The sequence below is a fragment of the Lactiplantibacillus brownii genome, from assembly GCF_031085375.1.
Lineage (GTDB): Bacteria > Bacillota > Bacilli > Lactobacillales > Lactobacillaceae > Lactiplantibacillus > Lactiplantibacillus brownii.
The window spans coordinates 503,924-529,869 of record NZ_JAVCWF010000001.1 but is presented as its reverse complement, the minus strand read 5'-3'; the positions used below and the strand labels follow the sequence as shown (position 1 = coordinate 529,869).

Here is a 25,946-nt window from a genome sequence, read left to right as displayed (position 1 = left end):
GATTACTTACTCGGTGTCGCCACAGCGGGCATCAAAACGACCCCCAACTGTTGTACGAATAACGTCAGCTGTTCTAACCAGTCTGACTCGGACATTTTCGGCTGAATCACTAATTTAACCTTCATTTTATCATCATCAATGCCAACTGTCGCTCGTAAGTTCGTTTTTGCTAAAGCCTTAAAGATATCTTTAGTGTCTAATTTAGCCGTGCCTTGCTTCGATAACGTTAAATGAAGATCGCTATCAAGTCGCTGAATCTTCTCGATCAACGCGTCATCCGCTAATAATTTCAGCTTACCGACGGCCAATAATCCCGCGACTTCCGCTGGATAATCGCCAAAGCGATCAATCAAATCAGCCTGAACTTCCAAGTATTGATCATTATTTTCTAATTGCCGAATCCGCTTATAGATTTCGATCTTTTGACGTTCATCTTCAATATACGTGGTTGGTAAGTAAGCTTCAATGCCCAACTCAATCGTGGCATCCGTTTTAACTTTCGTTTGCTTGCCACGTTTCTTAGCCACAGCTTCGGACAACATCTGGGTATAGAGATCGTACCCAACTGAATCAATAAACCCATGTTGCTGCTTGCCAAGTAAATTCCCAGCACCACGAATCGACAGATCCCGCATCGCAATCTTGAAGCCAGAACCAAGTTCGGTAAAGTCCTTAATGGCTTGCAGGCGTTTTTCACCAACTTCAGTCAGGACTTTATTCTGCTGATACGTGAAGTACGCATAAGCGACCCGACTACTCCGCCCAATACGACCGCGCAATTGATACAACTGCGACAAGCCCATGTGGTCAGCGTTTTCCACAAATAACGTATTCACATTCGGAATATCGACCCCAGTTTCAATGATCGTCGTCGTGACCAGCACGTCATACTCACCACGAATAAAGTCATATAAAATTCCTTCTAATTGTGATTCTGGCATCTGACCGTCGATATGAGCCACGGCAGCATCTGGGACCAGATCCTTGATCTGCGCGACCACTTTTTCAATATCATGAACCCGGTTATGCAAGTAAAAGACTTGGCCGTTACGTTGCATTTCGCGTTCGATACCCTCTTTGACCATGCCGAAATTCTGTTCCATCACATAGGTCTGGATTGGATACCGGTTGGTGGGCGGCGTTTCAATAACGGATAAGTCCCGCACGCCTAACATCGACATGTGCAAGGTTCGGGGAATCGGCGTGGCCGTCAACGTCAACACATCCACGCTGGCCTTCATCGACTTTAGCCGTTCCTTATGTTTGACGCCAAACCGTTGTTCCTCATCAATAATCAGTAGCCCAAGGTCAGCAAATTTAACATCCTTGGATAACAACCGATGAGTCCCGACAACGATATCTAATTCACCATCTTTAAGCTGTTTGACGGTTTCTTTCATTTCTTTACCCGTGCGGAACCGCGACAGCATGCCAACATTGACCGGATAACCTTCAAAGCGGTTCAACATTGTCTCATAATGTTGTTGCGCTAAAATCGTCGTGGGAACCAAAAAGGCTACTTGCTTACCGGCTTCGATCGCCTTAAAGGCTGCCCGCAACGCCACTTCCGTCTTTCCGTAACCCACGTCACCCACTAAGAGGCGATCCATAGGCTTGGGGCGTTCCATATCGTGCTTGATTTCATCAATACTGCGCAATTGGTCTGGCGTTTCCGGATAAGGAAAGTCGTTATCAAAATCGTCCTGATAACTGTCGTCTGGCGGGAATGGGAACCCCTTTTCAGCTTCACGTTGAGCGTAGAGTTCAACCAATTCATCCGCTATATCTTCAATCTTAGCCGCAACTTTACGTTTAGCTTTGGTCCATTCGGTCCCACCCAACTTATTAATTCGGGGCGTTTTGGACTCGGACGAGACATACTTTTGAACTAAATTTAACTGAGTCACAGGAATAAAAATCTTGGCATTATTCTGATAAGCAATCGTGATGTAGTCTTGGTGCACCCCGTCTACTTCCATCGTTTGCATGCCAACGTACTTCCCAATCCCATGATTCACATGAACAACGTAATCGCCCGGCTTGAGGTCGGTATAGCTCTTCAAACGCTCCGCATTCGCTAAAGTCTGACGACGCGGCCGTTTTTTGGGCACCTTTTTGAACATTTCTTGTTCGGTGATGACGACCAAATGCCCATCAGGGAACTCAAAGCCATTCTGTAAACTGCCTTGCACAACCTGCACAACTTCTGGCTGCAAGTTCTCAGCTTTCGTCATGATCGCGTCAATTTCAAAATCATCAAGGGTATTGCTAACCCTGGTCAGGCGTTCCGCTTCAGAAACCATCAAAACAACCGTCTGTTTTAACTTATGCCAACGATCCAGCTCCGTTTTCAAAGCTGGTAATTGCCCGAAAAATTCTTGCATCGGGCGCGTCCGTACGTTGGTGATCTGGGCCAAACGCACATTGCCAATCCCTTTTTGAAACAGCGAGATCAAGATTTGCGCATGGTTATCGGCTTTCAGCAAGTCACGCATATCATTGCCATAGTTTGCCGTTGAAAGGACCTTGTGATGCGCCAACTGGTCAGTGACCCAATCCGCTTCACTTTGTAATAATTGTTGTTCGCTGTCTAAGATCCGTGAATATTCGTCAAAGACCACGATGCCATCATCTGGCACATAATCAAAAAGGCTCGTTTTACTATGATAAAAATATTCACCATATAATAGTAAGTCATTACCGATCAAGCCTTTTTGCATATCGGCTAACGGTTGGGCTAAATTATCAGTCAAAGTTTGCCGATCAGCTGGAGATAACTTTTTATTCTCGGCGGCCATGGCTTTCGTCAAACGGTCCGCCCCAGCTGCCAGCATCGTTTTCGTCAAGATAAAATCCGTGGCCGGTAGCACGGTAAATGTTTCGAGATTATCCACAGAACGTTGTGTCTCAGGATCAAAATATTTTAATGTATCGATCTCCGTGTCAAAAAAGTCTAACCGCAACGGAAAATACGCATCTAACGGATAGATATCAACAATCGACCCACGCACGGCAAAATCACCGGGACGTGCAACCAACTTTTCTTTGACGTACCCCATGTCGTGGAGCCGCACTTGTAACTCAGCCAAATCAATCTCGTCACCCACGGTTAATGGCAACCGCGCCGCCACAAACTGGTCAACCGGTGGCAAAAATCGGCGGGCCCCTGAAACAGAGGTCACGACAATTGCGGGTTGATCACTCTGTAAGGCATTTAGCGCCTGCACCCGTTGTGCGCGATATTCTGGTGAACTCGTTGCAATCTCTGAGGCCACCATTTCTTCGGCCGGAAACAAAAAGACTTGATTATCGGCCAATAACCCATTCAAATCATCGACCATCTGGCTGGCATGGAAGAGGTTATCCGTCACGATCAACAAAGAATGCGTGAGTTGATGGAATAACGCACTGACATACACCGTCCGCGCTGAGCCGTTTAACCCAGTGATCAATTGACGACTGGCCGGACTAATTCCCGCTAAAATCGTTTGAAAATCCGGGGTTTGTTCAACAATCGCTTCAATATCCATAGCGACTTTTCCTCCTATTAATTATACTGATTCATCAAAGCAGCAAAATCAGTCGTCGTCAGCCACACTTCAACTGCCGCGACCGCTGTGATTTTAGCATCATTGAATGCTGGTAACTGGGCAGGTGTGAACTTACCGAGCACATAATCGACGACACTCATCTTTTGCGGATGTTCAATACCGACTTTGACCCGTTTGAAATGCTGGTCACCCACATGGGCAATAATACTTTTGATTCCGTTATGTCCGCCAGCAGAACCCTTTTGCTTTAAGCGGACCACTCCTAGTGGTAAGTCCAAGTCATCATGTACGACCAACAAATCTGCTGGCTCAACATGGTAATAAGTCATCAAAGGACCCACTGCTCGACCGGAATCATTCATGTAAGTCGATGGCTTGACCAATAGCACCTTTTCACCGGCTACAAAAGCCGTCGCAACTTCCGCTTCAAACTTACTCGTTTTAAACGCCGCATTTAGTTTTGCCGCGACTTCATCGACGACCATAAACCCGACATTATGCCGCGTTTGGGCATACTTTTGACCAATATTTCCTAAACCAACAATCATTTTCATTTTAAGAATTAACTCCCATAGTCCCGTTGACATGCAAAACAGGCCGAACCAGATTCAAACTGATTCGGCAGTATTACTTGCACGGTTAATTAACGTTTTTAGTTTTAATCTGGTTAGCCACTGATTAATAACCGGCCGTAGCCACATTTTTAGTGCAATCAGTATACCACAAACCGGCGCGGAATACCCATTTGAAACGTTTAGGCCACCCTAGTCATCAATAGCCTCCAACGGTGTTGGCAACAATGATCAGTTCATGCCTTAGGGAGCAACTTAACCCTTAACAACCGATAAACTATTATTAAAATAGTACATTGATTGTCCGTCTCCGTTGACCAGTACGTTCGCTGTGAGGCAGGCCTGCAGCCAAAGACCGGTCTGCAGGGCGCTTTCAAGCCGGAACCCACGTCTTAAAAGTCGGCCAGACACTAACCTGGGTAAAACACCCAGCTAAGTGTCTCGACACGGCGAACGTACTGGTCAACTCCGACGTCAAATAGTGGTTTAACAAGGGAACATTGATAAACCCAATATCAACAAAAAATCAATTGATATTAAGGACTACTGATTCAACCCAGGTTGGTCTGGATGATGCTCAGTGGTGAAATTTCCAACCGTGTGGGGGCCAACCGAAGCAGCAATCTAAATGGCTACTTATTAAGCCAGCTTGACCAACTAAAATAGTGCTCAGTTTGGAGGTTTTCCTTCTGAACTTAATCAACCATAACAGCCGCATTATCAACAGCCGTTATTGTCGCAACCGACCCGCCCACAAGGATTACACTTCCATTAAAAGCGCAGCCGTTTTAGCGACTTGGTTGGGTTAATCATGGTATACTCAAATCGTTGAAAAACAAATTTTCGTTATGAGAGGATGACTTATTTTGTCAAGCATGCCAAACCATCAAAAAGTTGTGTTAGTCGGTGACGGGGCCGTTGGTTCTAGTTACGCTTTCGCTATGGCACAACAAGGAATTGCTGAAGAATTTGTAATTGTCGATGTCATTAAAGATCGTACCAAAGGTGACGCCTTAGATCTTGAAGATGCCCAAGCTTTCACCGCTCCCAAGAAGATTTACTCGGGCGACTATGCCGATTGCAAAGACGCCGATTTAGTTGTGATCACCGCGGGCGCACCACAAAAGCCTGGCGAATCACGTTTAGACTTAGTTAACAAGAACTTAAATATCTTATCTTCAATCGTTAAACCAGTCGTTGACTCCGGTTTTAACGGCATCTTTTTAGTTGCCGCTAACCCCGTTGACATTTTGACTTATGCCACTTGGAAATTCTCTGGTTTCCCTAAAGAACGCGTAATTGGTTCTGGGACTTCCTTGGATTCATCTCGTTTACGCGTTGCTTTAGGCAAGCAATTCAAAGTTGATCCTCGTTCCGTGGATGCCTACATCATGGGCGAACATGGCGACTCAGAATTTGCCGCTTACTCAACTGCCACTATTGGGACGCGTCCCGTTAAAGACATTGCTAAGGAACAAGGCGTTTCTGACGAAGACTTAGCTAAACTTGAAGATGGTGTTCGTAACAAGGCTTACGACATCATCAACTTAAAGGGTGCGACTTTCTATGGTATTGGGACTGCACTAATGCGGATTTCAAAAGCCATCTTACGTGATGAAAATGCGGTCTTACCAATTGGTGCCTACATGGACGGCCAATACGGTTTGAACGATATTTACATCGGGACACCCGCTGTCATTGGCGGTACTGGTTTGAAACAAATCATTGAATCCCCACTCTCAGCAGATGAATTAAAGAAGATGCAAGCTTCCGCTGCTACCTTGAAAAAGGTTCTGACGGACGGCTTAGCTGCTCTTGAAAACAAGTAATTAATCGTTAAGGTTCATGCGCACTTACTGGTAACCCCGGTAGGTGCTTTTTGTATTGACTCGAAATCCGCCAACGTTTACAGCAAGGTATTTGCACTTACACACAAAGTGTTATAAGGTGAACACACGATGACACACATTTACGGGGGCAATTGAAATGAAGCACAAACGCGGGCTGAGCATTGCCGGGGGCGTCGTTGGTTTAATCGCCATCGGATACATTGCCACCAGCTTAGTTTGGCAGCATCAACAAACCTTTCTCACCAACACTCAAGTGGCTGGCATTAACGTCAGTGGTCAAACTGCGGCCCAAGCCGCACCAAAAGTCAGTCGGGCACTTGAACATCGCACTTACCATATTACTGAAAATGGCAAAAAGTTATATTCCTTTAATAGTCAGAGTGCCGGTATCACCATCAAGTCTAAAAAAGAACTGACAAAGTTAGTTAAGTGTCAAAACTATTGGCGTTGGCCACTTGCTTTGATGCAATCAGCACATGCGGCGGAAACGACTAACATCGGTCAGCTACAAGTCAGTCAAGCCAGTATGGCGCAATTACTCACCAACATTACCCACACTGCAAATCAGACGTCACGCACAACGACTGAAAATGCTAAGTTGGTCTATCAAAACAATCAAGTTGAAATCAAAAAAGAAATCCAAGGCACACAAATTAGTCAGCCCAAGCTTAAACAACTCGTTGGACAGGCATTGGCAAGTGGGCAAACCACAATTGATCTACAAAAAGCTTACGTCACACCGACCGTCACCAGTACGAGCCAACAACTAAAGACGGCCCAAACGAAGACGCAAAAATACGCGACCGAAACGGCCAGTTACAATATCAATGGTCATAAATTTGAGATTCCACATGCCACGATCCTTAGCTGGCTAAACGTTGATCGTGCCGGTAAGGTGAGTCTTAAACAAGCGGCCGTGAAAGCTTACGTCGATCAGTTGGACGCTAAATATCATACTTATCATACGACACGCACGTTTAAGAGCACACAACGCGGTACGGTTAAGATTAGTGGTGGGCTCTACGGTTGGACCATCCAGACAGCAGCGGAAACCACGGCCTTGTCAAAAGACATTTTGGCTGGCAAAGACTTTAGCCGCTCGCCGTTGATCAGTGGCTCTGGTTATCATAATGATCAAAAAGATATTGGTGACACGTATATTGAAGTCGATAAACAAGCCCAACACATGTGGGTCTATGTTAATGGCCAAGTCAAGGTTTCCACGGATGTGGTCACTGGGACTCCAGGCAAGCATGAAACCACTACCGGCGTCTGGAGTATCTGGAACAAAGAACGTAACAGTACCTTAAAGGGTGATAACGATGACGGCTCCGGCTATTCGCAGCCTGTCGCTTACTGGTTGCCGTTCGATGATACTGGTCAAGGCATTCATGATTCACCTTGGCAAAAACAATATGGTGGCACTTGGTATAAAAGCCATGGCTCCCACGGTTGCGTGAATACGCCACCCGCCACAATGGCGAAAGTGTATCATGCTATTCCGGTGGGAACACCGATCGTTATTTTCTAATTTAAATTTAATTTAAAAAGTCAGTCATCGCAAGCCGATAACTGACTTTTTAGCATCAATGGCGATAACCCCGCGCATAAAACGCTCCTATCGGGTCATGTTTTATGGTATTATTTATTAAAACAAACTAATAAATCTGGGGGATCATTCGTTATGTTATTAAAAACTCTCGTTAAACCTAAAGAACGTTTAACTACGGTGAACGCCGATGCCACGTTAGCTGAAGCCTTACAAGTGCTTGAAGATTCTGGCTTCCGTTGTGTGCCGATTTTAGACGAAACTGGGCACATCTTCCGTGGTAACATTTATAAAATGCACATTTATCGACATAAATCACGAGGTGGCGATATGTCCTTGCCTGTCACCTCATTATTAAAAAACGCGACTAAGACGATCCAAGTCGACTCCGCGTTCTATAACGTCTTCTTCTCCATCAAAGACTTACCTTATATCGCTGTTTTAGACGAACATGGTTATTTCTATGGCATCCTGACGCATACTCGCTTGCTCGACATGCTTTCACAATCATGGAACGTCAACGTTGGTAGCTATGTTTTGACGGTCGTTTCCATTGGTGAACGTGGTGATTTGGCAGCCATGGCAAAGATCATTACGAAATACACTTCAATTGCCAGTTGTATGACGCTAGACGTCCAAAACGGCACGCTTGGTCACCGGACGCTCTTCACCTTACCAGAAGACGTGGATACCGAAAAACTCAAGCGAATTACTGACAACTTGAATCGGAAACAATTCAAAGTCATTGAAGTCGAAGATCTACAAACAGAATAGTCATCAAAGAGGCACCACAAACGAAGCTTTCGTTTGTGGTGCCTCTTTGATGACTAAAACGTTATTTTCCAATCCGTTCGCTGAACTGTAAGACTCGGTTCAGCCCATACATGATTGGTGCCGTAATCGACATAATGATTAATTCTGATAACGCCGTCGTTAAGTAAGTCGGCCAAAAAGCGGTCGCCCCACCAACCAGCATGAGCATCCAGGCGATCATGCACATCGACAACGTGAATAAAATGATGTTCAAGACCATCCGTTGCCAAACGGCCTTTAACTTAGGGCCAATCCAGCTCACTAATAGCAGTGCCAGCAAGGATTGACCACCACCAAAGACCACGTTGAGTAAACTCGCCCCCGGACCAAAAGCATCGAACAAGACGACACCGGCCACGATACCCCAGATGTATTTTCGATTAAAAACCACTAAATGGTTCAACCCTTCTGAAACCCGAAACTGGATGGCACCCGAAGCTAAATTGAACGCGGCGGGACCGACGGATAAAACGATATAAATAGCCGCGACTAAAGCATTAATAATCCACGGCCGAATTTTTGACTGCGTCATTGATAAACTGCCTCCTAGTTTTTTAACGTGGGATGGTTACGAACCACGTTTTAAAAATGACAAGCGAGTTACATCATAGCACGCAGCCGCAGTCGTCGCAAATTTAGTCAAACAACCGATCGGGAATAAATAAATGACCCGCAGTTGCCGCCATAATTGCCTTGATTGCTGGCATCCGGTTAGCAGCTTCTTCAAAGACGACCGATTGTGGGCCATTGAAAACCTCATCCGTGATCTCAATTGCCGCCAAATCATACTTTTTACCTAGGGCGGCCCCGACGGCCGTTTGATGGTCATGTAAGGCTGGCAAACAGTGCATAATGATGGTCGTTGTTTTACCAGTCGCCGCTAATAACTTGGCATTAATTTGGAAAGGCAAAAGTTGCTTGATTCGCGCGCCATAGTCCACATTTTCTCCCATTGAGACCCAGACATCCGTATAGAGCGCGTCCGCACCAGTGACCGCGGCCTGTGGCTCATCTGTAATCAAGATTTCACTACCAGATTGGGCCGCATAGGCTTGCGCTAACTTAATTACGGCCGCACTTGGCTGTAAATCAACTGGGGCACCGATATGGCAATTCACACCGAGCATGGCACTCGTCACAAGCAAGCTATTAGCCATGTTGTTCCGCCCATCACCGACATAAGCCAGTGTCAAACCCGTCAAGTGACCAAAATGTTCCTTTAAGGTCAAAAAGTCTGCAATCATCTGCGTCGGATGCCACTCATCCGTCAAACCATTCCAGACCGGCACCCCACTATATGCCGCCAGTTGTTCGACCGTCTGTTGCGAAAAGCCCCGAAATTCGATGCCATCAAACATCGACCCTAACACTTTAGCCGTATCAATAACCGATTCCTTTCGACCAAACTGAATGTCGTTTTTGCCTAAAAATTCAGGGCGTGCCCCGAGATCATTGGCAGCGACCGTGAATGCCGAACGCGTCCGAGTGGAAGTTTTTTCGAATAGTAAGGCGATATTTTGACCTTGCATGTAAGGATGGGGAATATGCTTGGCTTTCAATTGTTTTAAATGGCTGGCAAAGTCAATCAAGTAAGTCAGCTCACGCGGCGTATAGTCGCACTCTTTTAAAAATGATTTTCCGGCAAAATGTGTCATTAGACTTCAACCTCCGTTTCAACTTGGGGCAAGACAGTCGCAATTGTTTGAATTCCTTGTAAGAGTTCTTCAACTGGCATCACTAATGGCGGTAATAAGCGCAACGTATTGTCGCCAGCGGATAACGTCAACAGTCCCGCCTGCTGCAAGGCAGTCATGACTTTGATTACCGGCACCTCAGTCGTTAAATGAATCCCAATCATGAGCCCCTTGCCAGTAACCTGTTTAACCATGGGTAGCCCCGCAATTTGTTGCGTCACAGCAGCCCAAACTTGCTGCGATTTAGCCCGGACATGAGTTAAAAATGCCGGGGTTAGTTGTGTTAGTACCGCTTGAGCCGCCGCCATCGCCAGTGGATTGCCGGCAAAAGTTGAGCCATGACTACCAGGACCAAAAGCAGTGGCAAACTTTGCCCGACCAACCATCGCCCCAACTGGCAATCCATTCGCCAGACCTTTAGCGACCGTGTAAATATCTGGATCGAGGCCAGCACCTTCATAAGCAAAACGGTAACCAGTCCGCCCAATACCGGTTTGAACTTCATCGATCATAAATAAAACGCCTTGTGCCTGACATTTAGCTTGTACTGCTTGTAACCAAGCCGGTTTGCCGGCAAACACGCCACCTTCGCCTTGCACCACTTCTAAAATAACCGCCGCTAGATCTGGCGTGATTTGGGCTAGCGCGGCGTCATCATTATAGTTAGCGAAGGCCACGTCGGGCACTAACGGTGCGTAGCCCGCGCGAATACTAGGATTACCCGTCATCGACATTGACCCGTACGTCCGCCCATGAAAAGACTGATTGAACGCCAAAATTTTCGTTTTACCCGTATATTTACGGGCTAATTTTAAGGCAGCTTCATTGGCTTCAGTGCCCGAATTGGCGAAGAACACTAACCGGTCCTCCCCATGCACGAGCAATTTGGCGACCGTATCCTGTAATGAACTTTCATATAAATTAGAAGTATGCCAAATCTGCGTTAATTGTTCGGCCACCGCAGCTTGAATCGCTGGCTGATGGACGCCAAAATTACAGACGCCAATCCCGGCCGTAAAATCTAAGTACGTTTTGCCATGGTTATCGGTCAAATGACTGCCTTGACCAGTTTTGATTTCAAAGGGAAATCGTTGATACGTTGGATAGACATATTTCATATTACCGCCTCCTGAATGATTGCTGTTCCAGGTTGATCAATAGCGTCCGTAATAATCGCTTGCTGAACGCCTGCTTGAATCGCTTGAATTGCCGCTTGAACTTTGGGTCGCATGCCGGCCGTGATCACGGCTTGCTGGGTTAAAGCTTGCGCTTGGTGCGGCGACAACGTGGTCATGACCGCCCCATGTTGCATAATCCCCGGCACATCCGTCAACAAAACCAGTTTTTCAGCCTGTAATTGTTGGGCCAGCACCGTTGCTGCCATATCCGCATTGACGTTGAGCCACTGACCGGTAGTCGTTAATGCCAATGGTGCCAACACCCCAATGTGGGTCGCTAACTGCCGCTGTAGTTCGGCCACATTAACTTTTGTCACTTGGCCGACTGCGCCCAACTGCGCGCGATTCAAATAAGTACCGGTTAGCAACTGATTATCCGCAGCATTCAGGCCAACGACCGGCAAACCATGCTGCGCTAATTGGGTGAGTAAAGCGGGTTGTGCATCACCCAGTAAGACCAGTTTGGTCAGAGCCAGCGTTTCACTATCGGTCACTCGCAACCCATGGATTTTATGGACGGGCAACTGTAATTTTTGCGTCAGCTTAGTAATCATCGGTCCACCCCCGTGCACGATCAAAAGCTGCTTACCGGCCTTACGCCAACTCACCAATTGTTGAAAGAAACTGGGGCGCAATTGTTGAATGGCCTGTCCGCCAATCTTGATGATAATTAAATTTTGCATTAGCGCCCTCCGTTTAAGTATGATAGCTGGCATTAATCTTGACGTAGTTATAAGTCAGGTCGCAACCCCAAGCTTGACCGTGGGCCGACCCATGATGCAGATCAACATCGATCATGATTTTGGCTTGTTGCAGGGTGGCTTTGACTGCGGCCTCATCAAAAGGCACGGCCAAACTGTCTGTCACTAATTTCATGCCGTTCATCGCAATATCAACAGTTGCAATATCAATGGCCGCATCCGTTGCACCAATCGTACTAATAATGCGTCCCCAGTTAGGATCTTCCCCAAAAATCGCAGCTTTGACTAAATTAGATCCCACAATGGCCTTGGCCACTTTTTGCCCATCTGCTTCGTTGGCCGCGTGCAAGACGTTACATTCAACTAATTTCGTCGCGCCTTCGCCATCCGCAGCAATCTGCTGTGCTAATTGTCCCAAAACTGCATGCAACGCTTGATTAAAAATCTCATAATCAGTCGTCTCTGGCACTAAGGTCGGATTGTCCGCCAAGCCATTTGCTAGTGTGACGACCATGTCATTGGTTGACGTATCGCCATCGACCGTAATTTGATTGAAAGTTGACTCAACATTGTCACTGAGCATCGTTTGCAACAAGTCACCATCAACTTGCGCATCAGTGGTCACAAATCCAAGCATCGTCGCCATTTTAGGATGAATCATCCCGGAACCTTTGGCAAAACCAGTGATCGTCACAAGTTTGCCACTCAACTCGCATTGAACACTAATCGTCTTAGGCTGCTTATCGGTGGTCAGAACAGCGTAAGTGACCGCATCACTCTTCGTTGGCGTTAATTGTGGTAGCCCATTTTTGATCAAATCCATCGGCAATTGTGCCCCAATCAATCCCGTTGAAGCGACCCCAATTAAACTGGGCGCGACGGCTAATTTATTCGCCAACCAGCGCTGTTCTTGTAACGCATTATCCCAGCCTTGCTGACCCGTACATGAATTCGCGACCGCACTATTGAGCAATAAGCCTTGTAACTGATGATCCTGATTGATCATATTTTTAGTCAATTTCGTTGGGGCCGCTTGAAATTGGTTCGTCGTATAGGTCCCCGCTGCGGCCGCTGGCACCTTAGAAAACAGCCAGCCAAAATCTTTTTTAGCTTTCCGTAACCCAATATGAATCCCATCACTGTAGAAACCAGCTGGCCATTGGAACGCGACCGTTTGAAATTTTTGCGTCGTTAAAACTTGCATCGACATAACTTCCTCTCTTATGGAAAGACTGGCAATGTGGGTAAGCCAGTCGTGGGGGCGAAATTGAAATAGGCATTAAAATTCTGAATCGCTTGCCCAGCCGCCCCCTTCATCAAATTATCAATCACACTTACCACAAAGATCGTGTTCGTCACTGGATTAACGTTCACACCAATCGCGCAATTATTTGAACCAATGACGTCTTTTAGCGTCGGCATCTCACCCGCCGGCAAAATTTGTACAAACGGCTGATCACCATAAACTTGTTCAAAGGCGGCTAAAATTGTTGCGGTCGTCGTGGCTTGAGCGGCCTTCACGTATATTGAACTCATAATGCCACGCGTCACCGGAATCAACGTCGTCGTAAATTCGATAGCCGGGATTGCGGGCCACCATTTTTTCAATTGTTGCATCACTTCTGGGATATGTTGATGCTGATTGACTTTATAGAGTTGTAAATTATCGTTGACCATCGCAAACTGACTGGTCGGCGTTAATTTTTTGCCAGCCCCGGACAGGCCAGATTTAGCATCCACCACAATACTGTTGGGATTGATCAACTGTTGTTGCACTAATGGTGCTAGGCCTAACAACGTTGCCGTGGCATAGCAACCGGGATTGGCAACATATGTGGTCAAGGTCGGATTGAAATCTGCCAAACCATAACTGGCTTTCGCCAACGCCTCAGCAGGTGCTGCCGCGCGGTGATACCACTTAGTGTATTGTGCCGGGTTTGATAATCGAAAGTCGCCGGATAGATCGATTACTGGAAAATTTTCAGCAATCAACGGCAAGGCTAGTTGACTAGTGACCCCAGCAGAAGTTGCGAAGAAAATCAGGTCATTCTGAGCCATCACCGCTTGAGCATCGAAAGGTCGAATAACTGCGGTTTCTTTCTGGTACATGGGTGCGACCGTCTTCAATGCGACGGGTTGACTCCCGGCATGACCATATAAATTAATCTGGTCAACGGCGGGATGTTGTTTTAACAACGCATACAACGTCATGCCGCTATAACCGCTAACACCGACTAGCGCAACTTGCATAAAATCACCTCAAATAATCAAATTTTGTTTTTATTAATGCATATTTATGCGATTAGCATGTTTCACACTATATTCTCATCAAATGATAAATGCAAGCATTTTTGAAATAATATTCAGATAATTTATCATATTTGCATATTTAGTCTGATTTTAGTCATTATATTCACAATTTATGTATTTTTAGCTTGACTTTAATTTAAAACCATTGTTTACTAAGCTCACAATCAAAAAACATTTTAACCGATTTATCAGAAAGGGCGCGATGACATGCAAAAATTTCTAACTTTAGCAGATGGCACACAATGGTTTGGGACGGCGATTGGTGATCGCCATCGCGCTGGTGCTGGCCAGCTCATTTTTAATACCGGCATGTCCGGTTACCAAGAAACCATTACTGATCCTTCTTACTTAAATCAACTGATCACATTTACTTACCCCTTAATTGGGAACTACGGCATCGACCCGACCGTTGATCAAGCTAAAGCCGTGGGTGCCCAGGCGATTATCGTGCATGAACTCGCTGATTTTAGTGACCATTACGGGAGTCGTGAAACACTTGATCATTTTCTAATCGCCCACCACGTGCCCGGCATCGCGGGGATTGACACCCGCGACGTGACCAGCCATCTTCGCAAGTTTGGCTCGCAAGCCGCCTTACTGACTTCACAACCAGTCCATGACTTTCAGGCCGAATACGCCGCCATTCCACGTAAACAGCTGACCACCCGACCTTTGCCGGTGGGCCTGCCAACTGGTCAGCAACCCAAGATTGTTATCATGGATTTTGGTGAAAAACAAGCCATTGAGGATGCCCTATTAGCGCGCGGTTGCCAAGTCATCAGCGTGCCAGCTACAGTAACCTTTAAAACGATCGCAACTTATCAACCCGACGGAATTTTACTTTCAAATGGTCCCGGTGACCCACAAACTTACCACCACGTGCTCCCGACCATTAAACGGTTAGCAGCTACCTATCCGTTAGCTGGAATTTGTCTCGGCCATCAATTGATTGCCTGTGCTTTTGGGGCCACGACTTATCAACTTCCCTTTGGTCATCATGGCTTAAACCATCCTGTGCAAGCAGTGCCATCGGGGGCGGTCATGATGACTGCTCAGAATCATGATTTTGCGGTCGACCCGGCCTCTATTGCAAACACCCCCTTACAAGTCACCTATACCGAATTAAATGATGGCAGTATTGAAGGGCTAACTTTGCCCCATCAAAAGGTCCAATCGGTTCAATTTCATCCCGAAGCTCATCCGGGGCCACAAGAAGCCAGCCAATTTTTTGATCAATTTATTCAATCCATCCAACAGGAGGCTATTGCCAATGCCTAAAAATACCAAAATTAAGTCGGTTGCCGTGATTGGGTCCGGCCCTATCAAAATTGGCCAAGCCGCCGAGTTTGACTACGCTGGTACTCAAGCTTGTTTAAGCTTGAAAACGGCCGGTTACCACGTGATTCTCATCAATTCCAACCCCGCAACCATCATGACGGATGACGGGACTGCGGATGAGGTTTATCTGCAGCCCTTAACCTTGACCAGCGTGACCGCGGTTCTCGAAAAGAGTCGTCCCGATGCCTTGTTGCCAACCCTAGGCGGTCAAACTGGCCTTAACTTAGCCATGGCACTCGATCAGGCTGGCATTTTGCAACGACTTCATATTCAATTATTAGGAACCTCGCTCAAGACGATCAATCAAGCCGAAGACCGGGCTGCTTTTAAACACTTAATGACCCAGCTCCAACAGCCCATTCCGGCTAGTACAACGGTGCATCACGTGGCATCGGCGTTAACCTTTGCAGCCAAGATCGGTTATCCTGTCATTGTGCGGCCAGCCTTTACCTTAGGGGGGTCTGGTGGTGGGATTGCAACCAATCCAGCCGAACTGACTCAGATTTTACAACGTGGGCTGACCTTATCACCGGTCAATGAATGCTTGATCGAACAAAGTATCGCGGGTTTCAAAGAGATCGAATTTGAAGTGATGCGTGATAATCTGGGCACTAAGCTCATCGTTTGTTCAATGGAAAATTTTGACCCAGTCGGCATCCATACTGGGGATTCCATCGTCTATGCGCCCGCCCAGACTCTGACAGATACCGAATTACAACGATTGCGAACCGTGGCGCTAACTATTGTAGAAGCTCTGGATATTAAAGGCGGTTGTAACGTTCAGTTAGCCCAAGATCCGCAGTCCTCACGATACGCCGTCATTGAAGTGAATCCGCGAGTCAGTCGTTCTTCTGCGTTGGCGTCTAAAGCCACCGGTTATCCAATTGCAAAAATTGCCGCTGAAATTGCGGTCGGCTTCAATTTATCTGAAATCAAGAATCCAGTCACCCAAACCACTTATGCCGCTTTTGAACCGGCACTAGATTATGTGGTCGCCAAAATTCCACGCTTTGCTTTTGACAAATTTCCAACGGCGGATGCCCATTTAGGGACCCAAATGAAGGCTACCGGTGAAGTGATGGCGATTGGTACCACGATAGAAGAAGCGACACTAAAAGCCGTGGCGTCATTGGAAACGACTGCCACAGTGCAGACCACGCTTTTACCACTGGGTCACGTGACGACCGCACAACTGTTAGCGGCACTCACACACCCGACGGATCAACGATTATTTTATTTATTCGCGGCGTTCGCCAAACACTGGCCGCTCGCTAAACTAGCCGCTTTGACGCAGATTACACCATTCTTTTTAAGCAAATTACAACACATTAGTCGTCTGATCCAAGGGCTACAACAGCAACCGACAGCTACTCGACTCTTAACCGCTAAAAAATACGGTCTCAGTCTCGCGACGATGGCCCACTATAGTGGGTTAACGCCAAACGAAATTCTCGCCACGACCGCCTCACAACCCTTGGTTTACAAAATGGTGGATACTTGTGCCGGTGAGTTTGCCAGTGCGACACCTTATTTCTACAGCACCGCCTTTGGGCAGACGACCGAAAGTCAGCCGCTCGGACATAGCGTACTCGTGCTTGGTGCGGGACCCATTCGTATCGGTCAAGGCATTGAGTTCGATTACACGACCGTCCATTGCGTCAAGGCCATTCAGCAAGCTGGTTACCATGCCATTGTGGTGAATAATAATCCTGAAACCGTGTCGACCGATTTCTCAAGTTCAGACAAACTTTACTTTGAGCCACTAACGCTCGAAGCCCTATTACCGATTATCCAACTTGAAAAACCATTAGGCGTTATCGTTCAATTTGGTGGGCAAACAGCCATTAATCTCGCTAAACAACTGGCTGCACATGGCGTCAACATCCTAGGGACTAGTGTGGCCGCCACTGACTTAACCGAGAATCGACAAGCCTTCGCTGCTTTGCTAGCAAAACATCATATTGCTCAAGCAACCGGAACAACGGTCACCAACCTGGTTGAAGCAAAGGCAGCTGCGATAAAAGTGGGTTATCCCCTGCTAGTCCGGCCCAGCTTTGTTTTAGGCGGTCGGGCCATGGCAGTTGTCCACAAGGCCAGTGCGTTAACGCCCGTCATCAAAGCGGCCGTTGCGGCTGGACATGGGGCACCTATCTTGATGGATCACTATTTGGCCGGTCAAGAATGTGAAGTCGACGTGCTTGCAGATGGGCACAACGTTTGTATTCCAGGGATTATGTCACATGTCGAAGGCGCTGGCGTTCACTCTGGCGATTCAATGGCGGTTTATCCACCACAAAACTTAGCCACAGCCGTTCAACAACAAATCGTGACGATTGCCACCCAATTAGCCAAAAGTTTACATTGTATCGGCTTGATGAATATTCAGTTCGTCATCACGGATCAAGTTTATGTTATTGACGTGAATCCCAGAGCAAGCCGGACGGTGCCATTTATGAGTAAAGTTCTCAAACGCCCATTAGCTCAGCTCGCCACCAAATTGATTTTAGGTCAGTCCTTGACCGACTTAGGTTTACCAGCGGGTTTGCTACCCCAAATAGCTCAAGTTGCTATCAAAGCGCCTGTTTTTTCATTCAATAAATTACCGCTAATGCCCACCAAGTTGAGTCCGGAAATGAAATCCACTGGTGAAACCATTGGCCTGGGGAAAACTTTTGGTCAAGCTTGGCACACCGCAATGGCCGACAGTTATCACTTAGAAAACTGGCAGTTAAGTGACGGCATTATCACCGACTCAGAAACTTGGGCGATGCCCGCAGTACAGGCTTGGGCTAAAGATCAAGACATTGCTATGACCGTGGCGATCACCCCGACCAACTTGCCAACTGAAACACCGGCTGTGATTTTTAGTCTAGCGGCCGAACCCGGTGCACCCTTAATTTTCTGGGCATTGAATCATGCTAAAACAATGGTCACCGCCCTTGATACTTTGAAGACGTTAGTCACAGTGACGACGACTGCAGAGCATGTGATCAATTAAGTTATCCACAGTCTAATTGCTGATGTAAAAAAGCATCCATATTTTGGCATGTCAGTGTGGCAACACTCATATTTTCATTTAACTTGCCGCTCCGGTTGGTCTGGACTGATGCTGGAACATGGTGGCCACGTTTGTGAGCCAAAGTACGGTCTCACAAGCCGGGCTTTACCTAAGCTGGAAAACCACCAACAAAGGAAAACTTCACCACTGAGCATCCTCTAGCCCAACCTGCGCTAATTAGCACTCCTAACCATCAATTAGTCTTTCATTTTCACTGAATTTTCTCTTTATCTGAACGACTATTTAACGTCGGAGCGGACTAGCTCATTTGCCGTGTCGAAACACTTAGCTGGGCGGTTTTCCCCAGGTTAGTGTTTGACTGACTTTTAAGACGTGGGTTTCGGCTTGAAAGCGCCCTGTAGACCGGTTTTTGGCTGCAGGTCTGCCCCACGGCAAACGAGCTGGTCCACGGAGACGGACGATTAAGGACTTATTTCAAATGTGAACGCGACGATGATGTATTGATGGTAACCGTGATGAGCCAAATTCTAAACCAACAAAAAAAGCAGCTTCACAACTAGCCATTTTGACTAATTGCGAAACTGCTTTTTAGTTGCGCTCGGTAAATCACACCGAAACGAATCAATTATGTAAATGACGATCCCCATCAATTAACTAATGTTGCATGGTACGGCGTGGTCGACGTTTGGCACGGTCAGCTAGTCCAATGCTGATCTGCAACGCATTATCGACTCGTTGCATGGTTTGTTCATCTAAGTGCGTGACACGGTCCTTTAATCGTTGTTTGTCGATTGTCCGAACCTGTTCTAAAAGCACAACCGAATTTTTTTTCAATCCCGGTATGAGCGGCATTGATATTCACATGCGTGGGCATTTTGGCCTTTTGAACCTTAGCCGTAATGGCAGCGACAATCACTGTTGGACTATAATGATTCCCGACGTTATTTTGGACGATTAACACTGGTCGCATCCCGCCTTGTTCAGACCCTACGACCGGTGAAAGATCAGCATAAAAAATATCACCACGCTTAATGTCAGCTGCGGCCATCGCCTCATCTCCCTTTTTACTGATGCTAATGATCCAACTAACCTCCCCGTTGCCTGCGCTAGCTGTGACCATACTTGAGTTTAATAATAGCATGAACTCTTAACTTTTAGCAACTGTTTACCCACTCCATCCTTGGTCAAAATCACCAAAAAAGCCTGAATAAAGGCTTTTTGCATCCCTTATCAGGCGATAAAAATACTTATTATTCAGTATAAACTCTTGGCAATCGTGGGGCTAAACCACAAGCAATTTCATAATGAATCGTCCCACAATAGTCTGCGATTGACTGTAATGAAATCTCTTGATCACCATCAGATCCAACTAGTGTGACCTTAGTCCCAACTGGAACTGGCTTTGGTAACCGCACCATCATTTGATCCATGCAGACCCGACCGACAATTTCACAAAACTGACCAGCTACTAAGACATGAAAACCTTGTAGCCGCCGTTCGTAACCATCGGCGTAACCAATCGGCACGGTCCCAATCCATTCATCTTGATCAGCCGTGTAAGTCGCACCATAACTGATAGACTTGCCCCGCGCTAACTTTTTAACAAATGACAATTCTGCGGTCAGGCTAAGTGCTGGTTGTAATTGATAAGGCGCGCTTAAATCCGTTCCTGATGGATTCAACCCATATAAAGCGACTCCAAAACGAATCATGTTGCCATTGCAAGCTTGGTGCCACAAACTAGTCGCCGAATTTGAAACGTGAACGTAACGCGGTAACTCTGGGACAACCGCAATCAAGGCCTTCCAATTGTCCAACTGATGAGTGAAATACGTATCATCTGCTTGATCAGCGGTTGCAAAATGCGTAAAGATTCCTTGAAAATCAAACGGTGAGTTGGCTTGAGCCAATGTTTTGACTGCCACGGCTAATTCAGCCGGCGTTTGAAACCCAATCCGACCCATCCCAGTGTCTAATGCCAAATGGACATGTAGCGGTTGGGCAACGTGATTCGCCGCTAAAACTTTTTCAGCCTGGTCTAACCAAGCTTGTGAGCCAACTGCGACAGAAATGTCTTTTTCAGCAATCAACGGCGCATATTCCGGTTCGGTAATCCCTAAAACTAAAATTGGTTCAACCAGTCCGGCGGCACGTAAAGCTAAAGCTTCGTCCAAAATTGCGACACAAAAGCCAGTCGCACCGGCCTGCTTGGCGGCTTGCGCGACTTGAATAATCCCATGTCCATAGCCATTCGCCTTAACAACGGCCCATAATTCTGTCAATGGGTCTTTGCGAGTCATTTCTTCATTAATATTGTGTTTAATTGCCTGCAAGTCAATCTTAACTTGCGTGTGGCGGTGTTCCCCAATTACAACCATCACGATTTGCCTCTTTCCAAAATAACTTGTGTCATCACTAATTGATCCGTATGTGAAATCGAAATCCAGGCCGTGCCCGTAAACGGTTGACGGGTGATTTCTGGTCGACCCAGCGCATTATCGAGAATTTCAACATCTTGAAACCCAACTTTAGCGCCAATCCCCGTACCAAAGGCTTTGCTATACGATTCCTTAGCTGAAAAGCGGCCGGCTAAAAATTCAACTTGGCGTTTAGGCCCATAGCCGGAAAAAACGGCAAGTTCCGCTGGCGTCAAAACTTTCTCTGGCAATTTCAACCCAGCTTGTAACATTTTAGCAATTCGTGCTAATTCAGTTAAGTCAATTCCTGTGCCAATAATCATTTACGCGGCCGCCTTTCATTGATGATGTTTCCAATTTACCACAGTTATCGCCGACATAACAGGGCGATTAGCACGCAATCTTTTCATTAAATCATGAAAGCTCGGCAAGTCTACTGCCCAGAAACCGTCAGATGACAGCAACGACTACCCTAATTTTAGCATCAATCGCCACAAAAAAAGCCGAGCATACGCTCGACTTTTCGGCTAACCGACGATTAAGACATCAATTAGTTTGTTATTTCAATTATTCAGCTTAATCGTTCGTGCGGATGGTGAAGTTCCGTTTGCTACTTTGCTTACGGCCTTCATCATGGTTACGGTTGTTGCTGCGGTTGTCTTCACGACTGCGGCTCTTGTAACCATTGCTCTTGCGATCATTACCACGGCGTTCGCCACCGCCACGATGGTCACTACTACGATGATCATCACGGTCACGGCTACGACCATTGTGCGAATAACCACCACGGCCGCTACCGCCACCATGACTGTTACTGCTACGATTACGATTGCGGTTACCACCACGATAACCACCACCGCCACGACGATTGCCGCCGCCACCCTTGTGACGAGGTAATGGACGTTCTGGCGTGATCTTAACTGGTACGGCGTTAGCGTCGTCCTTAGTTAAATCGTTAAGCAATGCCGCAACCAAATCAGTTGCATCATATTTTTGCAATAATTCTGCAGCTTGATCCGCATACTTTTCAGTCTTGGTCTTAGCAACCAACGTATCCACATCAGCTTCCGCAGCGGCAATTTGGCCGGCAAAAGCTTCAGCATCTGTTGGTGGCTTCAATGGTAACATGCGCTTCTTGGTCAACTTTTCAATGACCCGCAAGTATTCCATTTCGTTCGGTGTCACGAAGGTCAATGAAACCCCTTTGTGTCCGGCACGACCAGTACGGCCAATCCGATGAACATAACTATCTGGGTCCTGTGGAATATCGTAATTGTAAACGTGGGTTACACCAGAAACATCAAGTCCCCGAGCAGCCACATCGGTTGCCACTAAGATATCCAATTTACCAGCTTTGAATTGACGCATGATTTGCGTCCGACGTTGTTGACTCAAGTCACCATGAATCCCAGCAGCATTGTAGCCACGAGCTTCAAGGCCTTTTGACAATTCGTCAACGCGACGCTTCGTCCGACCAAACACGATCGTCAATTCAGGTGCCTGAACATCGAATAAACGCGTCATGATATCAAACTTTTCATATTCTTTAGCTTTAACGTAATATTGATCAACCGTATCGGCAGTCAATTCTTTAGCTTTAATTTTTACATGGTGTGGTTCATGCATGAACTGAACACCGATGCGTTTGATTTCAGGAGGCATCGTTGCTGAGAAAAGCATCGTTTGCCGTTCTGAAGGAACTTGTTTGATAATTGATTCAATATCATCCAAGAATCCCATGTCTAACATTTCATCGGCTTCATCTAAGACCAACATCTTAACATGGTCTAATTTGACCGTGCCGCGACGAATATGATCTAGTAAACGACCTGGCGTCCCAACAATCACTTGTGGGTTTTGCTTCAGGTTTCTGATTTGACGACGGATGTCAGAACCGCCGTAGACAACTTGGACTTTCGCCCGTTCGTCTTTACCCAAACGGAAGATTTCTTCCTGAGTTTGGATGGCCAATTCACGCGTTGGTGAAATGACCAATGCTTGGATATGATGATTATCAAAATCCAAACGTTGTAGGATTGGCAATGCAAACGCGGCGGTTTTACCAGTACCGGTTTGTGCTTGGCCAATCACGTCTTCCCCGTTCAGCACCATTGGAATGGTTTCTGCTTGGATTGGGGTGGCTTCTTCGTAGCCTGCTCGGTTAACTGCTTTAAGTAGGCTATCGGATAAGCCTAGTTCTGTAAACTTCAAATATGTTTCCTCCTAAGGATGACGCCATGGGATTACTGACAGCTAGGAAAAAATCCGTTCCCCGTAATACGCTGTCATATAAGCCAACGGCCTGACTTTCAAATAGTACAACTGAATTATCATACACCGGTTATTCTAAATTAGCAAGAAAGACCCCCGGTGGTTAACCGGCGTTAAGTGGCCCGCTAATTTATGTTAGCGTCACCACTTCCCAGTTAATCACCAGTGGCCTTTCAAACCAATCGGTGAAAATTCATTAAAACTTTTATTTAAACTAAGCTTCTAACGCCGCCAAAACGTTTTCCAGATGAATCCCGTGACTGCCTTTTAACAAGACTTCATCATCTGAACCAATCGCAGCTTTCAAGTCTGCAATTAATTGGGGCTGGCCGGCGGTTGGATAGTAATGGATCGCCGTTGCCGGGTACTTTGTGGCTAAAGCTTTGGCTAAAGCAACCATGTGTGACCCATTTAAATAGACGCTTTGAATCATCGTTGGATCTAATTCGCTGGCCAAGCTAGCATGTAACACATCTGCTTGATCCCCTAATTCCAACATATCGCCGAGAACGGCAATCCGTTTGCCATTAGTTGGGATCGCTGAAAAGGCTGCTAATACCCGTTTGGCAGCCGTCGGGTTAGAATTATACACATCACTTAAAATCGCTTCGCCATCGGAACCCGTTAACCATTCTGTCCGATTTTCTGTAGGGACAAAGGTCGCAATGGCCTTTTGAGCAGCCGTTGGTCGAATATGGAACGTGTCTCCCACCAACAGTGCGGCTAGCGCATTGTTCACATTATAGGCACCCATCATTGGAATCGTGTACGCTTCATCTGGCCAGAGACTAGCTTTGAAGCTTGTGCTGGCACGACTAGTTTGCACGTCGCTCCCAGCTAAGGTATTGGTGTCATTTAAACCAAAGGTCCGTTTGCGTTGATCGACTTTCGCACTCCGTTCTTGTAACAGCGGTTCGTCACCGTTAAAAATGAACGTCCCGTCTTCTTTAAGACCATGGACAATTTCCATCTTAGCATCGGCAATTTTATCACGCGTCCCAAAGAACTCAATATGTGCTTCTCCGATCATCGTAATCACAGCAACGTCTGGTTCCACTAGGCGACTCAAGAAGTCAAGTTCGCCAAAGTGATCCATCCCCATTTCCACGACCACCACTTCAGTATTAGGTTCCATGCTCAATAGCGTAATCGGCACACCAATTTGGTTGTTAAAGTTGGCATGCGTCTTTGTGACATTGAATTGCGTGCTTAGTACGCTGGCAATCATATCCTTAGTCGTTGTTTTACCATTACTACCCGTCACTGCCACAACTTTTGGATTAATCTTTTGTAGGTAATATCGACCCAAGGCTTGCAAGGCTTTGAGAGTGTCGGCAACTAAGATCACTGGCAAGTCGCTTGGGGCACTGTCCGCATGGTCTTGTGCCCATAAAGTGGCGACCGCCCCATGTTCAATCGCATTTTGGATAAATTGATGACCATCTTGTGCGCCAATTAACGGGATAAATAAGTCCCCCGCCTTTAACTGCCGACTATCAAAAGCCACCCCAGTTACATTGACATCAGGCCAAGCTTGTTCAGCGTTAGTCGCTTGAACCGCCTTTGCAATTTCGGTAACTTGCATCTTCATATGAATTAAACTCTCCATTCGTGGTGACCAGTATCGCAGTCGCCAATTTACTGACTAATGTGTCCGTTACTTCTCGTATAGCTCGATTAATTTTAGCTACTCGCATTTGAAATTATACCACTTTGACTGTCTAGACTCTACGAACGGTTAAATTACGTCGATATTATTGGACCATTTTGACCCTTCTTACCCATGTCGGGAGGCTTTTTCCCCTTTAACAAACGACTTTCACTAAAAAAGCCCCTCAGTAGAGTCAGCGACAACTGACCTAACTAAGGGGGCTTTAGCTAAACAATTTTTTAAAGATGATCTTCAAAAGCTAATTTGTCATGGACTTGCAAGCCCCATTCACCAGAAACTAGATTGAATCGTAACGTCGCCACGTTATGGGTTCGCCGGTTCTCATCCGTTCGTGCTGGATCAAAGACTTCAATATCGTCATTCGCCATTTCAGTATGCACCGGCACCAGCAGTTGCCGTTGTCGCACCATTAATTGATCAAAGTAAATGAACAAGCCATCTGGCATCAAACGGACCAACTGCTTCAAAATGTCCTCAGGTACCCTAGGAACACTCAACGACCGCATGAACATCCGCCGACCACGATAAGCAGCCAACGTATGCCGCACGATGGAAGCACTCAACACATGACTAAAAGCTGAAATATAATAGAAATAAAGCTTGATGCCGCCATTACGTTGTTCCAAGAACACGTAATGATTACGTAATTTATAATTAAAAGGGGAACGAATCGGTCGGTCCATATGACCAAGATAGAGGATTTCGGCAATCTCTGTCGCGGTCAAGAAATCTAAATCACCAACCTCATCGTAGTCCATCCACTTGACTGGCAACGGATGACTTTGTAATAAGTATCGCCGAATTTCATTCTCATCGTTAATGACGTTCAACCCAGTATGGGCATTGACCGCATGCACATCGTCGTCAACCCCGACTAGTGAGACAAGATTGTCAGGCAGCCGTTTGATGCCATGCACAAAATCGCTTTGGTCAATGCCATAAGCAAAGACTAAATTATCAAGTTTTTCTAAATTGGCGTAAATATATCTGCGTTGCACCGGACTCACTCTT

Annotated in this window: 18 protein-coding genes, 1 pseudogene and 1 riboswitch; of the genes and pseudogenes, 5 read left to right on the top strand and 14 right to left on the bottom strand. The window is 46.4% G+C overall.

Going from position 1 to position 25,946, the window contains the following annotated elements; translation table 11 throughout:
- Nucleotides 1-2: 2 nt before the first annotated feature.
- On the bottom strand, nucleotides 3-3,530 hold the full coding sequence (gene mfd / locus RA086_RS02085) for a transcription-repair coupling factor (protein ID WP_308702273.1): 3,528 nt from the start codon (nucleotides 3,528-3,530) through the stop codon (nucleotides 3-5).
- A gap of 17 nt (nucleotides 3,531-3,547) precedes the next feature.
- Nucleotides 3,548-4,105, bottom strand: a complete 558-nt coding sequence (gene pth, locus RA086_RS02080; RefSeq protein ID WP_308702272.1) for an aminoacyl-tRNA hydrolase — start codon at nucleotides 4,103-4,105, stop codon at nucleotides 3,548-3,550.
- Between the two features lie 884 nt (nucleotides 4,106-4,989).
- Between pth and RA086_RS02075 the strand changes: the two genes are divergently transcribed.
- The 3 genes from RA086_RS02075 to cbpA all read left to right on the top strand — a co-directional run bounded on the left by RA086_RS02075 (nucleotide 4,990) and on the right by cbpA (nucleotide 8,296).
- The gene (locus RA086_RS02075; RefSeq protein WP_308702271.1) at nucleotides 4,990-5,952 is read left to right on the top strand and encodes an L-lactate dehydrogenase; all 963 of its coding nucleotides are present in this window, start codon (nucleotides 4,990-4,992) and stop codon (nucleotides 5,950-5,952) included.
- Between the two features lie 157 nt (nucleotides 5,953-6,109).
- On the top strand, nucleotides 6,110-7,504 hold the full coding sequence (locus RA086_RS02070) for a L,D-transpeptidase family protein (RefSeq protein WP_308702270.1): 1,395 nt from the start codon (nucleotides 6,110-6,112) through the stop codon (nucleotides 7,502-7,504).
- Between the two features lie 153 nt (nucleotides 7,505-7,657).
- On the top strand, nucleotides 7,658-8,296 hold the full coding sequence (cbpA, locus tag RA086_RS02065; RefSeq protein ID WP_308702269.1) for a cyclic di-AMP binding protein CbpA: 639 nt from the start codon (nucleotides 7,658-7,660) through the stop codon (nucleotides 8,294-8,296).
- A gap of 61 nt (nucleotides 8,297-8,357) precedes the next feature.
- Here the strand turns inward: cbpA and RA086_RS02060 are convergent, their stop codons facing one another.
- The 6 genes from RA086_RS02060 to argC form a co-directional block, all read right to left on the bottom strand.
- Nucleotides 8,358-8,867 carry a QueT transporter family protein gene (locus RA086_RS02060; RefSeq protein WP_308702268.1) on the bottom strand — a complete coding sequence of 170 codons (510 nt, stop codon included), beginning with the start codon at nucleotides 8,865-8,867 and terminating at the stop codon, nucleotides 8,358-8,360.
- A gap of 8 nt (nucleotides 8,868-8,875) precedes the next feature.
- Nucleotides 8,876-8,920: riboswitch (PreQ1 riboswitch) on the bottom strand.
- A gap of 50 nt (nucleotides 8,921-8,970) precedes the next feature.
- The gene (gene argF / locus RA086_RS02055; protein WP_308702267.1) at nucleotides 8,971-9,990 is read right to left on the bottom strand and encodes an ornithine carbamoyltransferase; all 1,020 of its coding nucleotides are present in this window, start codon (nucleotides 9,988-9,990) and stop codon (nucleotides 8,971-8,973) included.
- Complete coding sequence (locus RA086_RS02050) at nucleotides 9,990-11,147, bottom strand: acetylornithine transaminase (RefSeq protein WP_308702266.1); 1,158 nt, start codon at nucleotides 11,145-11,147, stop codon at nucleotides 9,990-9,992. The genes argF and RA086_RS02050 overlap by 1 nt, the downstream gene beginning before the upstream one ends.
- Nucleotides 11,144-11,890, bottom strand: coding sequence for an acetylglutamate kinase (gene argB / locus RA086_RS02045; RefSeq protein ID WP_308702265.1), 747 nt, complete (start codon nucleotides 11,888-11,890; stop codon nucleotides 11,144-11,146). Before argB ends, RA086_RS02050 begins: the two co-directional genes overlap by 4 nt.
- A gap of 13 nt (nucleotides 11,891-11,903) precedes the next feature.
- Nucleotides 11,904-13,112 (bottom strand): bifunctional glutamate N-acetyltransferase/amino-acid acetyltransferase ArgJ, encoded by a 1,209-nt coding sequence (gene argJ / locus RA086_RS02040; protein WP_308702264.1) that lies wholly within the window; start codon nucleotides 13,110-13,112, stop codon nucleotides 11,904-11,906.
- Nucleotides 13,113-13,129: 17 nt separating this feature from the next.
- A complete protein-coding gene (gene argC / locus RA086_RS02035) occupies nucleotides 13,130-14,158 on the bottom strand; it encodes an N-acetyl-gamma-glutamyl-phosphate reductase (RefSeq protein ID WP_308702263.1) in 1,029 nt (342 codons plus the stop codon).
- A 267-nt stretch (nucleotides 14,159-14,425) separates the two neighbouring features.
- On the opposite strand from argC, the gene RA086_RS02030 reads away from it, so the two are divergent.
- Nucleotides 14,426-15,496, top strand: coding sequence for a carbamoyl phosphate synthase small subunit (locus tag RA086_RS02030; RefSeq protein ID WP_308702262.1), 1,071 nt, complete (start codon nucleotides 14,426-14,428; stop codon nucleotides 15,494-15,496).
- Nucleotides 15,489-18,554 carry a carbamoyl-phosphate synthase large subunit gene (carB, locus tag RA086_RS02025; protein ID WP_308702261.1) on the top strand — a complete coding sequence of 1,022 codons (3,066 nt, stop codon included), beginning with the start codon at nucleotides 15,489-15,491 and terminating at the stop codon, nucleotides 18,552-18,554. Before RA086_RS02030 ends, carB begins: the two co-directional genes overlap by 8 nt.
- Nucleotides 18,555-19,229: 675 nt before the next feature.
- Here carB and RA086_RS02020 read toward each other — a convergent pair.
- The 6 genes and pseudogenes from RA086_RS02020 to RA086_RS01995 all read right to left on the bottom strand — a co-directional run bounded on the left by RA086_RS02020 (nucleotide 19,230) and on the right by RA086_RS01995 (nucleotide 25,933).
- Nucleotides 19,230-19,623 (bottom strand): annotated as a pseudogene (locus RA086_RS02020) (type II toxin-antitoxin system PemK/MazF family toxin).
- Nucleotides 19,624-19,825: 202 nt separating this feature from the next.
- The gene (gene alr / locus RA086_RS02015; RefSeq protein WP_308704395.1) at nucleotides 19,826-20,953 is read right to left on the bottom strand and encodes an alanine racemase; all 1,128 of its coding nucleotides are present in this window, start codon (nucleotides 20,951-20,953) and stop codon (nucleotides 19,826-19,828) included.
- Nucleotides 20,953-21,315: a holo-ACP synthase gene (acpS, locus tag RA086_RS02010; RefSeq protein ID WP_308702260.1), complete on the bottom strand. Its 363-nt coding sequence runs from the start codon at nucleotides 21,313-21,315 to the stop codon at nucleotides 20,953-20,955. Before acpS ends, alr begins: the two co-directional genes overlap by 1 nt.
- Before the next feature lie 253 nt (nucleotides 21,316-21,568).
- Complete coding sequence (locus RA086_RS02005) at nucleotides 21,569-23,203, bottom strand: DEAD/DEAH box helicase (RefSeq protein WP_308702259.1); 1,635 nt, start codon at nucleotides 23,201-23,203, stop codon at nucleotides 21,569-21,571.
- A gap of 274 nt (nucleotides 23,204-23,477) precedes the next feature.
- Nucleotides 23,478-24,854 (bottom strand): UDP-N-acetylmuramoyl-tripeptide--D-alanyl-D-alanine ligase, encoded by a 1,377-nt coding sequence (locus RA086_RS02000; RefSeq protein ID WP_308702258.1) that lies wholly within the window; start codon nucleotides 24,852-24,854, stop codon nucleotides 23,478-23,480.
- A gap of 299 nt (nucleotides 24,855-25,153) precedes the next feature.
- Nucleotides 25,154-25,933, bottom strand: a complete 780-nt coding sequence (locus tag RA086_RS01995; RefSeq protein WP_407659045.1) for a hypothetical protein — start codon at nucleotides 25,931-25,933, stop codon at nucleotides 25,154-25,156.
- Nucleotides 25,934-25,946 lie beyond the last annotated feature (13 nt).

Coding starts and splice junctions, on each gene's coding strand:
- RA086_RS02050 (WP_308702266.1), bottom strand. CDS start 11,147: ATGAAATATGTCTATCCAACGTATCAACGATTTCCCTTTGAAATCAAA.
- RA086_RS02060 (WP_308702268.1), bottom strand. CDS start 8,867: ATGACGCAGTCAAAAATTCGGCCGTGGATTATTAATGCTTTAGTCGCG.
- cbpA (WP_308702269.1), top strand. CDS start 7,658: ATGTTATTAAAAACTCTCGTTAAACCTAAAGAACGTTTAACTACGGTG.
- argB (WP_308702265.1), bottom strand. CDS start 11,890: ATGCAAAATTTAATTATCATCAAGATTGGCGGACAGGCCATTCAACAA.
- argC (WP_308702263.1), bottom strand. CDS start 14,158: ATGCAAGTTGCGCTAGTCGGTGTTAGCGGTTATAGCGGCATGACGTTG.
- acpS (WP_308702260.1), bottom strand. CDS start 21,315: ATGATTATTGGCACAGGAATTGACTTAACTGAATTAGCACGAATTGCT.
- carB (WP_308702261.1), top strand. CDS start 15,489: ATGCCTAAAAATACCAAAATTAAGTCGGTTGCCGTGATTGGGTCCGGC.
- RA086_RS02000 (WP_308702258.1), bottom strand. CDS start 24,854: ATGAAGATGCAAGTTACCGAAATTGCAAAGGCGGTTCAAGCGACTAAC.
- mfd (WP_308702273.1), bottom strand. CDS start 3,530: ATGGATATTGAAGCGATTGTTGAACAAACCCCGGATTTTCAAACGATT.
- pth (WP_308702272.1), bottom strand. CDS start 4,105: ATGAAAATGATTGTTGGTTTAGGAAATATTGGTCAAAAGTATGCCCAA.
- argJ (WP_308702264.1), bottom strand. CDS start 13,112: ATGCAAGTTTTAACGACGCAAAAATTTCAAACGGTCGCGTTCCAATGG.
- RA086_RS02070 (WP_308702270.1), top strand. CDS start 6,110: ATGAAGCACAAACGCGGGCTGAGCATTGCCGGGGGCGTCGTTGGTTTA.
- RA086_RS02030 (WP_308702262.1), top strand. CDS start 14,426: ATGCAAAAATTTCTAACTTTAGCAGATGGCACACAATGGTTTGGGACG.
- alr (WP_308704395.1), bottom strand. CDS start 20,953: ATGGTTGTAATTGGGGAACACCGCCACACGCAAGTTAAGATTGACTTG.
- argF (WP_308702267.1), bottom strand. CDS start 9,990: ATGACACATTTTGCCGGAAAATCATTTTTAAAAGAGTGCGACTATACG.